Source organism: Bradyrhizobium sp. CFUWI, from assembly GCF_056429085.1.
Map to the genome: position 1 here is coordinate 21114 of NZ_JBWJZE010000022.1, position 13896 is coordinate 35009.

At 63.7% G+C, this 13896-nt stretch carries 14 protein-coding genes; 10 read left to right on the forward strand and 4 right to left on the reverse strand.

The window, feature by feature from the left end; all coding sequences use genetic code 11:
• Positions 1-55 precede the first annotated feature (55 nt).
• From AC066S_RS32205 to AC066S_RS32220, 4 genes are all read left to right on the forward strand, one after another.
• The gene (locus AC066S_RS32205) at positions 56-733 is read left to right on the forward strand and encodes a hypothetical protein (RefSeq protein WP_478271504.1); all 678 of its coding nucleotides are present in this window, start codon (positions 56-58) and stop codon (positions 731-733) included.
• A 224-nt stretch (positions 734-957) separates the two neighbouring features.
• Positions 958-2757, forward strand: a complete 1800-nt coding sequence (locus AC066S_RS32210; protein WP_478271505.1) for an FAD-dependent oxidoreductase — start codon at positions 958-960, stop codon at positions 2755-2757.
• A complete protein-coding gene (locus AC066S_RS32215) occupies positions 2727-4574 on the forward strand; it encodes a 2-oxoacid:acceptor oxidoreductase subunit alpha (protein ID WP_478271506.1) in 1848 nt (615 codons plus the stop codon). The genes AC066S_RS32210 and AC066S_RS32215 overlap by 31 nt, the downstream gene beginning before the upstream one ends.
• A 130-nt stretch (positions 4575-4704) precedes the next feature.
• Entirely contained in the window at positions 4705-5760 is a 1056-nt protein-coding gene (locus tag AC066S_RS32220) for a 2-oxoacid:ferredoxin oxidoreductase subunit beta (protein WP_126255149.1), read from the forward strand.
• On the opposite strand, the gene AC066S_RS32225 is transcribed toward AC066S_RS32220, so the two are convergent.
• Positions 5761-6210, reverse strand: a complete 450-nt coding sequence (locus AC066S_RS32225; protein ID WP_478271507.1) for a DUF4399 domain-containing protein — start codon at positions 6208-6210, stop codon at positions 5761-5763.
• 17 nt (positions 6211-6227) lie between these two features.
• Positions 6228-7742 carry an SUMF1/EgtB/PvdO family nonheme iron enzyme gene (locus AC066S_RS32230; RefSeq protein WP_135168663.1) on the reverse strand — a complete coding sequence of 505 codons (1515 nt, stop codon included), beginning with the start codon at positions 7740-7742 and terminating at the stop codon, positions 6228-6230.
• Positions 7743-8073: 331 nt separating this feature from the next.
• Here AC066S_RS32230 and AC066S_RS32235 point away from each other — a divergent pair, with 331 nt between their 5' ends.
• The 6 genes from AC066S_RS32235 (at position 8074) to AC066S_RS32260 (ending at position 10845) form a co-directional block, all read left to right on the forward strand.
• Positions 8074-8694 carry a hypothetical protein gene (locus AC066S_RS32235; RefSeq protein ID WP_478271508.1) on the forward strand — a complete coding sequence of 207 codons (621 nt, stop codon included), beginning with the start codon at positions 8074-8076 and terminating at the stop codon, positions 8692-8694.
• Between the two features lie 37 nt (positions 8695-8731).
• Positions 8732-9181 carry a DsrE family protein gene (locus AC066S_RS32240; RefSeq protein WP_126255145.1) on the forward strand — a complete coding sequence of 150 codons (450 nt, stop codon included), beginning with the start codon at positions 8732-8734 and terminating at the stop codon, positions 9179-9181.
• A 214-nt stretch (positions 9182-9395) separates the two neighbouring features.
• Positions 9396-9719: an ArsR/SmtB family transcription factor gene (locus AC066S_RS32245; protein ID WP_126255144.1), complete on the forward strand. Its 324-nt coding sequence runs from the start codon at positions 9396-9398 to the stop codon at positions 9717-9719.
• Positions 9716-10147, forward strand: coding sequence for an SRPBCC family protein (locus tag AC066S_RS32250; protein WP_478271509.1), 432 nt, complete (start codon positions 9716-9718; stop codon positions 10145-10147). The genes AC066S_RS32245 and AC066S_RS32250 overlap by 4 nt, the downstream gene beginning before the upstream one ends.
• Before the next feature lie 47 nt (positions 10148-10194).
• On the forward strand, positions 10195-10398 hold the full coding sequence (locus AC066S_RS32255; RefSeq protein WP_478271510.1) for a hypothetical protein: 204 nt from the start codon (positions 10195-10197) through the stop codon (positions 10396-10398).
• 9 nt (positions 10399-10407) lie between these two features.
• On the forward strand, positions 10408-10845 hold the full coding sequence (locus AC066S_RS32260; protein ID WP_135168665.1) for a DUF1801 domain-containing protein: 438 nt from the start codon (positions 10408-10410) through the stop codon (positions 10843-10845).
• 237 nt (positions 10846-11082) lie between these two features.
• On the opposite strand, the gene AC066S_RS32265 is transcribed toward AC066S_RS32260, so the two are convergent.
• The gene (locus AC066S_RS32265; protein WP_478271511.1) at positions 11083-12621 is read right to left on the reverse strand and encodes a SpoVR family protein; all 1539 of its coding nucleotides are present in this window, start codon (positions 12619-12621) and stop codon (positions 11083-11085) included.
• Positions 12618-13895, reverse strand: coding sequence for a YeaH/YhbH family protein (locus AC066S_RS32270; protein WP_205680452.1), 1278 nt, complete (start codon positions 13893-13895; stop codon positions 12618-12620). The genes AC066S_RS32265 and AC066S_RS32270 overlap by 4 nt, the downstream gene beginning before the upstream one ends.
• Between the last annotated feature and the right edge of the window lies 1 nt (position 13896).

A 13896-nucleotide genomic window follows, 5' to 3' on the forward strand; every position in this document is an offset into this window, starting at 1 on the left:
TTACACGCCTCCTCGCCCTGAGGGTCTGGGTTCGCATGGGAAGGACAACAAGAAAATGCCGCTCGCCGGGAAGGGCATGCTGCTGACGTCGATGAATATCGACGTCGCAGATGAAGTCGATTTCAACCGCTGGTACGATCGCGAGCATCTGGAAGAGCGGGTCGCGATCGACGGATTTCTCGAAGCGCGGCGCTATGTCGCGCATGCCGCCAATCCCAAATACCTCTGCCTGTACTCGACCGCAACGCTCGAGGTGCTCGACAGCCCCGCCTACAAGGCGCGGCTGGCGAACCCGACTGACTGGTCGCGGCAGATCATGGCGCGCTTCAAGGACATGCTCCGCGTGGTCGCGCGGATCACCGTCAGCAACGGCAGCGGACGCGGGGCGGCTCTCGGCCTGGTGCGACTGCGGCCGACGCCGGACAATGCCGCGGCATGGCGTGATGCGCTGCAAGAAAAGCTGACGCCCGAGCGGCGCGACGGCATCGCCTCGATGCACCTGCTCGAAAGCGAGCCCGAATTGTCCGGCGCGACGGCGGACATTCCGGCGGTGCGCAATGAAGGCGCGCGCGATTGGTACGTGCTGATCGACGGCACGCATGTCGGTGCGGTCTCCGCCGTGATCGCCGAGCGCTTCACCGGCCCGGCAGCGGCGCCCCTCCCGCTCCCAGTCTCGGTCGGCACCTACTGCCTGATGTGGGATCTCGCGAAGAGCGATCTCGCGCGCCGCTGATGCTGCTCGCACGCATCGCAACATGCTGCACCGCACGCGCGCCCTTAATGCTGTGAACGCGTAGCTCCCATGAAGGCGCGCGCGAAACTTTGCCGTTGTACTTGGGAACGGTTCTAATAAGCTAACCCAATGACGTCATTCAGAAACCAGATCGACGCGCGTTAAGCGTTCGCCAAGCTCAGAAGAGGCCGCCGGGTCTTTGAGCCTGCGCGGACAGGGTAGGAATGAAACCGACCGATATTGCGGCCCCCGACTACTTTCACAAAGTGGTCGATTGCCAATGGGCCTGTCCTGCGCACACCCCGGTTCCCGAATACATCCGACTGATCGCCCAAGGCCGCTACAGCGACGCCTACATGATCAATTGGAAGTCGAACGTGTTTCCCGGAATTCTGGGACGCACCTGCGATCGTCCGTGCGAGCCGGCGTGCCGGCGTGGGCGCGTCGAGGAAACCCCTGTCGCGATCTGCCGCCTCAAGCGCGTCGCCGCCGATTTCAAGGACGACATCAAGCACCGTCTGCCGCGCCCCGCGACGAAAAACGGCAAGCGCGTTGCGCTGGTCGGCGGCGGGCCCGCTTCGCTGACGGTGGCGCGCGATCTGGCGCCGCTCGGCTATCACTGCACCGTGTTCGATGCCGATCCGGAAGCCGGCGGCATGATGCGCACGCAGATCCCGAAATTCCGCCTGCCCAATTCGGTGATCGACGAGGAGACCGGCTACATCCTGGGTCTCGGCGTCGAATTCAAAGGCGGTCACCGCATCGAGAGCATGAAGGCGCTGCTCGCGGAGAAGTACGACGCGATCTTCGTCGGCTCCGGCGCACCGCGCGGCCGCGAGCTCGACATTCCCGGCCGCAAGGACGCAGCGGCCAATATCCATATCGGCATCGAATGGCTGGCCTCGGTCTCGTTCGGCCATACCGACAAGATCGGCAAGCGCGTGATCGTGCTCGGCGGCGGCAACACCGCGATGGATTGCTGCCGCACCGCGCGCCGGCTCGGCGGCGAGGACGTCAAGGTCGTCGTCCGCTCCGGCTTCGAGGAGATGAAGGCCTCGCCCTGGGAGAAGGAGGATGCGCTCCACGAGGACATTCCGATCCTCAATTTCCTGGTCCCCGTCGCCTTCATCCATGACAACGGCAAGCTCACCGGCATCACCTTCCAGAAGGTGAAGGCCGAGTACGATGCCAAGGGACGCCGCAACCTCGTGCCCTCGGGTGAGCCGGACCAGACCATCGCATGCGACGACGTGCTGGTCGCGGTCGGCCAAGAGAACGCCTTCCCCTGGATCGAGCGGGATTGCGGCATCGAGTTCGACAAATGGCACATGCCCAAGGTCGATCCCAAGACCTTCGTCTCGACCAATCCAAAGGTGTTCTTCGGCGGGGACGCCGCGTTCGGGCCGAAGAACATCATCTGGGCGGTCGCGCACGGCCACGACGCCGCGCTGTCGATCCACAGGATGCTCTCGGGCGAGGACATCACCGAGCGGCCGCTGCCCGACGTGCAGGTCTCGTCGCAGAAAATGGGCATCCACGAATGGAGCTATGACAACGACATCTCCGTCGACAAGCGCTACAAGGTGCCGCATCGCGACAAGGTGATCGCGCTGAAGGACATCCGCGCCGAGGTCGAGCTCGGCTACGACGTCAAGCTCGCGCTCGGCGAAGCGCATCGCTGCCTGAACTGCGACGTGCAGACCGTGTTCTCGACCTCGCTCTGCATCGAGTGCGATGCGTGCGTCGACATCTGCCCGATGGATTGCATCACCTTCACCGCCAATGGTGAGGAAAGCGATCTGCGCCAGCGCTTGAAGGCACCCTCGCTGCATCCCGACCAGGACCTCTACGTCTCCTCCGATCTCAAGACCGGGCGGGTGATGGTGAAGGACGAGGACGTCTGCCTGCATTGCGGGCTGTGCGCCGAGCGCTGTCCCACCGGCGCCTGGGACATGCAGAAATATTACATCGAGATGACCCACGCAGGTTCGACATGTCCGACAAAAAGCCGATCAGCAGCGTAAACGACTTCGTCGTCCGCTTCGCCAACGTCAACGGCTCGGGCTCGGCCAGCGCCAACGAGATGTTCGCGCGCGCGATCCTGCGCCACGGCGTTCCGGTCTCCCCGCGCAACATCTTCCCCTCCAACATCCAGGGCCTGCCGACCTGGTACGAGGTGCGGGTGACGGAAGCCGGCCATCTCGGCGCCCGCGGCGGCGTCGACATGATGGTGGCGATGAACCCGCAGACCTGGGACAAGGACGTCGCCGGCATCGAGCCCGGCGGCTACCTGTTCTACGATTCGACCAAGCCGATGCCGTCGACCAAGTTCCGCGACGACATCACCGTGATCGGCGTCCCCTTAACCGCCATCACCAACTCGACCTACACCGATCCGCGCCAGCGCCAGCTGTTCAAGAACATCATCTATCTGGGCGCGCTCTCGGCCCTGCTCGACATGGACCCGAAGCTGATCGAGCAGCTGATCGGCGAGCAGTACAAGGGCAAGGAGAAGCTGTTGTCCTCCAACGTCCACGCGCTGCATCTCGGCCGCGACTGGGCGCTGCAGAACCTGAAATGCCCGATCGGACTTCGCGTGAAGAAATCCGACAAGGTCGGCGACCGCATCTTCATCGAAGGCAACAGCGCCGCCGCGCTCGGCGCCGTCTACGGCGGCGCCACGGTGTGCGCCTGGTATCCGATCACGCCGTCCTCGTCGGTGGCGGAGGCCTTCACCGCTCATTGCAAGAAGTACCGGCACGATCCTGAGACCGGCAAGGCGAAATACGCGATCGTGCAGGGCGAGGACGAGCTGGCCTCGATCGGCATCGTGATCGGCGCGTCCTGGAACGGCGCCCGCGCCTTCACCGCGACCTCAGGTCCCGGCATCTCGCTGATGACCGAGTTCATCGGCCTTTCGTATTTTGCCGAGATCCCGGCCGTGATCATGAACATCCAGCGTGCCGGCCCCTCGACGGGCATGCCGACCCGCACCCAGCAATGCGACATCATCGCCTGCGCCTATGCCTCGCACGGCGACACCAAGCATGTGCTGCTGTTCCCGGAAGACCCGGCCGAGGCGTTCGAGTTCGCGGCCGCCGCCTTCGATCTCGCCGAGCGGCTGCAGACCACGATCTTCCTGATGCTCGACCTCGACATCGGCATGAACCACCGGCTCTGCCGTCCGCTGAAATGGGACGATGCCAGGCAGTATGATCGCGGCAAGGTGATGACCGCGGAGATGCTGGAAGAAGGCCGCGACTTCGGCCGCTATCTCGACGTTGATGGCGACGGCATTCCCTACCGCACCTATCCCGGCACGCATCCGACCAAGGGCTCCTATTTCACCCGCGGCACCTCGCGCGACCGCTATGCGCGCTATTCCGAGGAAGGCTCGGTCTACGCCGACAACATGCAGCGCCTGATGCGCAAGTTCGAGACCGCGCAGGATCTGGTGCCGCGGCCGTTGCAGGCCAATGCGGAACGGCCGACCAAATATGGCGTGATCTATTTCGGCTCGACCTCGCCGGCCATGGACGAGGCGATCGGCCTGTTGGAAGCGCGCGGCCATCAGCTCGACCGGCTGCGCATTCGCGCCTTCCCGTTCCATTCGAGCGTGGCGAGCTTCCTCGCCGAGCACGACTTCGTCTACGTGGTCGAGCAGAACCGCGACAGCCAGCTGCGTCAGCTCATCGTCAACGAGAACGGCATCGATCCCGTGCGCCTCGTGCCGATCGTGCACTACGACGGCACCCCGATCACCGCCCGCTTCATCGCCAAAGCCATCGGCGACCACCAGGATCACCTCAAGGTGACCCCGCTCCGCAAGGCCGTGTCATGACCGTCGCCTTGCTATCTCTTCCGTCATGCCCGCGCTTGTCGCGGGCATCCACGCCTTTCTTCCGTGCCGCCAAGACGTGGATGGCCGGGACAAGCCCGGCCATGACGCTGCGGAAGCTCCAGGTGCTCTCATGACCTACATCGCCAAACCGAAATTCCATCATCCGGGGCTGAAGCCGAACGAGCTCGGCTACACCCGCCGCGATTACGAAGGCAAGATCTCGACGCTGTGCGCCGGCTGCGGCCACGATTCGATCACGGCTTCGATCATCGAGGCGTGCTACGAGCTGTCGATCGAGCCGCACCGGGTGGCGAAGATCTCCGGCATCGGCTGCTCCTCGAAGACGCCGGACTATTTCCTCGGCAATTCGCACGGCTTCAACTCCGTGCATGGCCGCATGCCATCAGTGCTGACCGGCGCCAACCTCGCCAACCGCGACCTGATCTATCTCGGCGTTTCCGGCGACGGCGATTCCGCCTCGATCGGCTTCGGCCAGTTCGCGCATTCGATCCGGCGCGGCGTCAACATGACCTATATCGTCGAGAACAACGGCGTCTACGGCCTGACCAAGGGCCAGTTCTCCGCCACCGCCGATCGTGGCTCGAAGAGCAAGAAGGGCGTCACCAACACCGACAACGCCATCGACCTCGTCGCCATCGCGTTGCAGTTGGGGGCAACCTTCGTCGCCCGCTCGTTCTCCGGCGACAAGACCCAGCTGGTGCCGCTGATCGCGGCCGCGATCCGCCACAAGGGCGCGTCCTTCATCGACGTCATCAGCCCCTGCATCGCCTTCAACAACCACGCCGGCTCGACCAAGAGCTTCGATTATGTCCGCGAGCACAACGACGCGGTGAACCGTCTCGACGTGCTGGTCGGCCGCGACCCGATCGCGGTCGATTACGCCCCCGGCACGGTGCAGGTGGTCGAGCAGCATGACGGCAGCAAGATCGCCCTGCGCAAGATCGACGCGGACTACGATCCGCACGACCGGCTGGGAGCCCAGACCTTCCTGGCAAGGCACGCCGCCAGGGGGCAGATCGTCACCGGGCTTTTGTACGTCGACCCCGAGGCGGAAGACCTGCACGAGCACCTCAACACGGTCGAGACGCCGCTCAACACGCTGGAAGCGGACACGCTGTGCCCGGGCTCGGCGGTGCTGGACAAGATCAACGCCAGCCTGCGGTGATCATTTGCTCCGCGCTGAAGCCGACGACCTGACGCGGATCGTAATCTTCTCCGACACGATCGGCGGTTGAAACGGATAGTGCTTGGCGTCGCCGAGCACCAGCTGGAGCGTGTGCGTGCCCGGCGCAAGCTCAAGCATGGTTTCGGTCTGCCCTGCGCCGAAATGCAGGTGCGACTTGTCTTGCGGGATCGGCTCATTCGGATCGATGGGGTCTTTGACGTCGACCAGCAGATGATGATGGCCGGCGTTCGGGTAGTCGTCGCCAGCATGCGTCACGCCCATGTTACGCAAGCCGAACCGGACCAAAAACCCACCGCGAACCTTCTGCCCGTCATGCGGCGTGATGAAATAGAGCTTGGCGTCCTTGGGCGCGGCCCTGCCCTGCGAACAGGCCGAGCCCGGTAGCAATGCGATCGCGACGACCAGCGCGACACCGGCAATGATCTTCATCAAACTTACTCCAGCACTTACGGACTGAGTGCGACACGGAATCCATGTGTGGGATAACGGACATTGGTGTCGTAACCATCGCGGTTCGACGGCCGCACATATCTCGAATCGTTCTTCCAGGACCCCGAGCGCAGGACATGAGAGCTGCAGTCGCCGCTGCTCCATGCCGAGCCGTCACCCGGCGCGCCCTGATAGTTCTTGTGCCAGCAGTCCTCGACCCACTGATCGATGCCGCCGCCCATGTCATAAAGCCCGAATGGATTGGGCCTGAAGCTGCCGACCTTGGCCGGCTGCTCGGCCGCGAGATCACCGCAATCCTTGCACCCGGCCATGCCCGGCTGGAGCTTGTCGCCCCACCAGTATTTGGTCTGCGTTCCGCCGCGCGCCGCATATTCCCATTCGGCTTCGCTCGGAAGGCGGTAAGGCTTCTTCGTCGTCTGCGCGAGCCAGGCGGCATATTGTTGCGCGTCGGCCCAGCTCACATTGCTGACGGGAGCATCGTCCTTGCCGGTGGCCGTGAATCCGCATGCCCTGGCGGCGGCGCATTCGTTCCACTCCTGCACCGTCACCGGATATTTTCCGATCGAGAACGGCTTGATCGCGACCTGGTGGACAGGCCGTTCGGTCGGGTCGTCATTGCTTCCCATCGCGAAGCTTCCGCCGCGAATGGCGATCATCTCGGGTTCGCGAGGCGGCGTCGCCGATGGGCTGGGCGCCGGCGACGGCGACGGCGAGGGAGGGGCAGAAGCCAATGATGGGGAGGGTTGTGGCGTCTGCGTCGCTGCCTCTTGCGGCGACGCGGCCGGGGCAGCGGTGGGCGTGGCGGCCTGCTCGTTGATCCTGCCGGGCTGCGCCAGCAAATACCAGAGCACGCCGGTCGCGATAATCAGCAGCGTGATGGCCAAAAGGAAGATAAGGGTATTTTCGCGCCGGCCTCGCGTGCTGCCGACCGCATCTGCATCCGGCAGCACGCGATACACACGCACCGGATCGGTGATGTTCTTGACTTTGCGGTCTCCGAGCGACTCATAGCCGCACACCACCTTGTGCTTGATCTGCTCGTAGATCGCGCCTGAGATAAAGACCTGACCAGGCTGCGCAATGCCTTCGATACGGCTGGCGATATTGACGCCGTCGCCGTAGATATCGTCCGGCTCTACGATCACGTCGCCGAGATTGACGCCAATCCGGTATTCGAGCCGCGAATGCTTTGGAAGCGAAGCATTGCGGCCGATGAGGTTCTGCTGGATCACGATGCTGCAGCGAACGGCCTCAACAGGGCTATCGAAAATCGCGATGAAGCCATCGCCCGTCGTCTTCACCAGACTTCCATGGTGCTCGATGATGCTGGGCTGGATGATATCGCGCTCGATCCGCTTGACGCGGACATGCGTTCCCTCCTCGTCCGCTTGCATGATGCGGCTGTAGGAAGCGATGTCACCGACAATGATCGCGGCGAGACGGCGAGGCATGGGGCCGTGTGGCGGCGGCTCATCCTGATTGCCGGATCTGAAGTTGCGAATTTCGCCCATGCAGGGGACTCCACAAGCTTACAAGGCAGCCCCAGCTTACGACTGCCAAAGGCGGTCGTCTGTGAACGCTACCACATTGACGAACCGAGACAATGTCGCCGCCATCGCCGACATCGAGTTCCGGAGAAACCAAGGAGTGCGCCAGTTGAACCTTCTTGGTCCCATCAAGGACTAAGGCCCGGCGTGAGAGGACGGCCCCGAGTTCGTGCCGGGATAGTCGCAGGGGTGACCGTGCCGAAGGCTTGAACGCCGTGCGCTGGCGCCGCGACTAATGGCAGGCCAGCGCCGCCCTGCCGCGGCGGGCCATTGCCGCCAGGCGCCCGGTGCGATCATGAAGCTTGCTGTTATTGTTCCGCTTGCCCTTGCCGCATTCATCGGCGCCGCCCAGGCCGAGGAAGGCGACGACATCCGCGAGGCCAGCAAGGCGGAAGCCGAGGCCTTCAATGCGCGCATGTATGCGGTCACCCCCGGCGACAAGGCCTATGCCTGCTTCGTCCGCCGCTACGATGCCGACCATCTTGCGCGGCATCCGAAGCAGAAGGTCGCCGCGATGAAGCTGCTGATCTCGGCGGAACTGGACAAGGAGGACAAGGAGCTGCACAACTCCTTCCGGCTCGGCTTCAGGTATCGGCATCGCTCCGGCGACTTCGACTCGAGCGGCTCGTGCAACCACGCTGTGTTCACCAAGAGCGGCAACGAAGTCCGCTTGGGGTGCGGCGTCGACTGCGACGGCGGCGGCATCGGCGTTGCACTCTCGAAGGACGACAGGTCGGCGATCGTGCGGCTCGAGCGCGTCAGGGTCTGGCAGAACAACAAGCCGGACGACGATGCCGAGCGATCGCTCGTCGGCGGCGCCGACGACAGGATTTTCCGGCTCGATCGCACCGATACCAACGAATGCGCATCACTCGTGACCGACCGCAAGGAACTCGCGGCACTGCGCCACAAGTGATACTTTGTCTGGCATCGTCGCTTTCGGGGAGTTCGCCATGAATCGCCGCAACATCTTGTGGAGCGCCGCCTCGGCACTTGGCGCCGCGTTCGGCGCCTCACGTGCGCAAGCTGCTACCGAAGCCGGCCCGGGCAACAAGCTCAAGGTGGTCTATCACCTCAGCGACGCCGAGAAGGTCAATTTCGTGCTCGGCAACATCCAGAACCACATCGACGGGGTCGGCGGCCCCGAACATGTCACGATCGCGCTGGTGATCCACGGACCGGCGCTGAAGGCGTTTCATTCGGCGCAGGCCAATCCCGATATCAGCAGGCGCGTCAGTGATTTCTCCAAGGACGGCGTCGAGCTCGCCGCCTGCGGCAACACGATGAAGGCACAGAACGTCACGCTGGCGGATCTGTTGCCCGGCTTCGTCAACCTGGAGAACGGCGGCGTGGTCCGCATCGCCGAGCTGCAGTCGCAGGGGTACCTGTATTTGCGGCCGTAGGAGTGCGCGCGGCACTGAATCTCCCCGTCATTGCGAGCGCAGCGAAGCAATCCAGAATCTTTCCGCGGAGGGATTCTGGATTGCTTCGTCGCAAGGGCTCCTCGCAATGACTGTGGAGGCTGCGTGCCCCTAGCTTTTCCTCCGTGCGCGCTCTTGACTGACCCATAACCTTACGGTTATGAATTAACCCATAACTTCCTGGTTATGGATCGCCATGTCCCCCGCCCCCGATATCCTGTTCAGGACGCTCGCCGACCCCACGAGGCGGGCGATCTTCGAGCGGCTGTGCCGTGAGGGCGAGCAGACGGTCGGGGCGCTGACGGTGCGATCCGGCGTTTCGCAGCCGGCGGTCTCGAAGCATCTCGGCGCGCTGAAGCAGGCTGGCCTCGTGCGCGACCGCCATGAGGGACGCCAGACCCATTACAGCGCGCAGCCCGGCGCGCTCAATCCGCTGATCGACTGGACCAGCCAGATGTCGTCGTTCTGGCAGCGGCGGCTCGACGCGCTCGACGATCTGCTGAAGAGGATGGACCAATGACTGAACCGGCGACCGAAACACGCTCCGTGATCGTCGAGCGCGAATTTGCCTTTCCCGCCGAGCGGCTCTGGCGGGCGCTGACGCAGCCGCACCTGATCGAGGAATGGCTGATGAAGAACGACTTCAAGCCGATCGTCGGCCATCGCTTCAATCTGCGCGGCGAATGGGGCGGCGTGCTGGACTGCGAGGTGCTCACCATCGAGCCGCAGAAGACGCTCTCCTATACCTGGAATTTCTCGCATGAGGACGCCGCCTTCGACCTCAGAAGCGTCGTGACCTTCACGCTGACGCCGACCAGCGCGGGCACACATCTGCGCGTCGAGCAGGCGGGATTCAGCCCGACGCAGAAGCAGGCCTTCGGCGGCGCGCATGCCGGCTGGAAGCAGTTCTTGGCAAAACTGGACGAGGTGCTGGCGCGAGGAGGCTAGTTCGTCCGCCGCGTCTATTTTTCCAGACATTCGCAAGAGAGGACCCAATGAGCATGCAGATGTGGATTCGGCAAATTCATCGTTGGCTGTCGATGGCGTTCACGCTTGCTGTCATCGCCAACATCGTCGCCATGATCATGCAGCTCCAGGCCGTGTGGATCGGCGTCCTGGCGCTCGTGCCATTGATTCCGCTGCTCGCGACGGGGCTGTATCTGTTCGCGCTGCCCTATCTCAGCCGCAGCAACGCGTGAGGCGAGAGGATGAAGAAGCCCGTGACTGGAAAGAAGGTTGGCGCGAAGGAAGCGAATGAAGCCTCGCCCTCCAAGCTGATCGACGGCAGGATCAAGGAGCTCGGCGACTGGCGCGGGGACATGCTGAAGCGGATCCGCGCACTGATGAGGGAAGCCGACCCCGAGGTCGCGGAAGCGTGGAAATGGCGCGGCGTTCCCGTGTGGGAGCACGACGGCATCATCTGCACCGGCGAGACCTACAAGGAAGTGGTGAAGCTGACCTTTGCCAAGGGCGCGGCACTCGATGACCCCTCAGGCCTGTTCAATTCCAGCCTCGACGGCAACGTGCGGCGCGCGATCGACATTCGCGAAGGCGAGAAGATCAACGAGAAGGCGTTGAAGGCGCTGATCCGCGCGGCGGTGGAGCTGAACATGTCGAAGAAGAAACGGGCGAAGCGACCGGGATAAAGGTGCCCGTTGTGCGGCCACGCCGACGCCTCTCTCCGTTCCCTCCCCCCTTGTGGGGGAGGGTCAGGGAGGGGGGTGCCACACGGGGATTCTGTCTGTCGGCACCGCCTCCCGACGCATCGTCAGCAACCGGCACCTTTTGCTGGGCTACCCCTCTCCCTAGCCCTCCCCCACAAGGGGGAGGGAACGCACCGTCGTCGGAGCGCTAGTCGAGTTTCACCTCAGAGGAAAATTCCCTCACGCCACCGCGGCGGCGATCGGGCGCGGGCTCACGACGTATTCGCGCAGGACCTTGTCGTTGGCATCGACCTCGATCAGCGCGACGTCGTAAGTCCAGAGATCGGCGAGGTGCTGCAGCACCCGTTTGGCGTCAGTCTCGTTGAGCTGCGAGCCCTTGATGACGTGGTGATGAAGGATCAGGCGGCGGTCGCCTGAGAGATCGACGTCGACCACCTCGATATTGGCGTCGATGTAGCCGACATCATGCTGCCGTGCCAGCTCGCGGCGGACGCGGCGGAAGCCGCGCTCGTCGTGGATGGCGTCGACCCTGATGCCGGCGCGCTCCTCGGGATCGTCGTGCAGGTGGAACATGCGGAAGTGCCGCATCAATTTCGGGCTCAGGAACTGCGCGATGAAGCTTTCATCGCGGTAGTTGGCCCAGACGTCGCGCAGCACGCCCATCACGTCGTTCTTGCCGGCGATGTCGGGGAACCATTCGCGGTCCTCGTCCTCCGGCCTGGTGACGATACGCTCGATGTCCTGCATCACGGCAAAGCCGAGCGCGTAAGGGTTGAAGCCGGAGAAGCGCGGATCGTCGAACTCGGGCTGGAACACCACATTGGTGTGCGAGCCCAGGAATTCGAGGAAATTGCCGTCGGTGATGCGGCCCTGCTGGTGCAGCTGGGTCATGATGCGATAATGGACGTAGGTTGCCGTCCCCTCGTTCATCACCTTGGTCTGGCTCTGCGGATAGAAATATTGCGCGATGTGGCGGACGATGCGAAGCAGCTCGCGCTGCCACGGCGCCAGCCGCGGCGCGCTCTTCTCCAGGAAGTAGAGCAAATTCTCCTGCGGCAGGCCGAGCAGCTTGCGGCGGCGCTCGATGCTGAGCGCAGAGCGGGTCTTGCTCTTGCCGGCCGGCACGGTGCGCCAGAGATCATTGAAGACCTCTTCCTCGTGCTGACGGCGGCGCCCGGCCCGCTTCTCCTCGGCGCGCAGGTCGAGCTTCTTCTTGCCGGGATAGCGGTCGATGCCGTGCGACATCAGCGCGTGCGCGGCGTCCAGGGTGCGCTCGACCTCGATGCGGCCGTAACGCTCCTCGCATTGCATGACGTAGTTCTTGGCGAAGTCGAGATAGTCCAGGATGCCGTCGGCGTCGGTCCACTGCTTGAACAGATAATTGTTCTTGAAGAAGTGGTTGTGGCCGAAGGCGGCGTGCGCGATCACCAGGGTCTGCATCGTCGCCGTGTTCTCCTCCATCAGATAGGAGATACAGGGCGAGGAGTTGATCACGATCTCGTAGGCGAGGCCCATCAGGCCCTTGCGATAGGACGCCTCGTGGAAGGCGAAATGCTTGCCGAACGACCAGTGCTTGTAGAACAAGGGCATGCCGACCGACGAATAGGCGTCCAGCATCTGCTCGGCGGTGATCACCTCGATCTGGTTCGGATAGACGTCGAGCCCGAGATCCTTCAGCGCCACCTGCTCGCAGGCATCGGTGATGCGCTGCAAGGTGTGGAAATCCCAATCCGCGCCTTCGAACAATCGTTCCGTCATGGAGCGGCCTTCTCCTGGGAAGTTTCGCGGCGCTGAAACAGATCGTGGAACACCGGAAAGATCTCGCTGCGCTCCGAGACCTTGCGCATCGAGAGCGGTGCGCCGCTGTTGCGCAGGCGCTCATAGAGGCTCCAGAGCGAGGAGTCGGAGAGATCGAAGGCGCTGCCGCCGGACTCCCCGACCTCGAGATAGGCAAAGAACTGGCAGACCGGCAGGATCTTGTCGGTCAGCAGCATGCCCGTGAGCTCGCCGTCGGAATAGGAATTGTCGCCGTCGGAGGCTTGCGCGGCATAGATATTCCAGTCCGACGGGTTGAAGCGCTCGCGCACGATCTCGTGCATCGCCTGCAGGGCGCTGGAAACCAGCGTGCCGCCCGAGGCCGGGCCGTAGAAGAAGGTCTGCTCGTCGACCTCCTCGGCACGGTCGGTGTGGCGGATGAAGACGATCTCGACGTGCTTGTAGCGGCGCTTCAGGAACACGTAGAGCAGCATGTAGAAGCGTTTGGCGAGATCCTTCATGTGCTCGGACATCGAGCCCGAGACGTCCATCAGGCAGAACATCACCGCCTGCGCCACCGGCCGCGGCACCGTCTCGAAGCGGCGGTAGCGGATGTCGATCGGATCGATGAAGGGAATGCGCTTGGATTTCGCCTTGAGCTTTTCGAGCTGGGCGAGCAGCACCTCACGCTCGTCCTCGTCGGTGCAGGCCGCGATCGCAGCTTCCAGCTCTTCGATCTCGTCCTTGCGGGGACGCTTGAGCGCGATGCGGCGGGCCAGCGCGAGCTTCACCGTCCGGCTCACCGAGATGTTGGCGGGCGAGCCCGACGTGGTGTAGCCGGCACGCTGGATGCCCTCGCTCTCGGTCTGCGCGATCTTGCGCTTGGCGAGATCGGGCAGCTCGAGATCGTCCAGGAACAGATCGACGAACTCGTCGCGGGAGAGCACGAAGCGGAACGCGTCCTCGCTGTCGCCCTCGCCCGGGCCGGAATCCTTGGCGCTGCCCTGGCCGGAGCGCTGCAGATAGTCGCCCTCGACGAACTTCTTGTTGCCGGGCAGCACCATGTCGCGCGTGCCGCCTTCGCGGCGGAAGCGCGGCTCGTGCATGCCGTCGAGGGGGATCGTGACCTCGCCCCCCTCCAGGACGTCCTTGATGTCGCGCTCCTGCGAGGTCTTCTTGACGGCGCCCTGCACCAGGGATTTGGCCCGACGCAAGAACCGCTGGCGGTTCTCAAGACTCTTGCCGCCTGGATTCAGGCGCCTGTCAATAATGTGAATG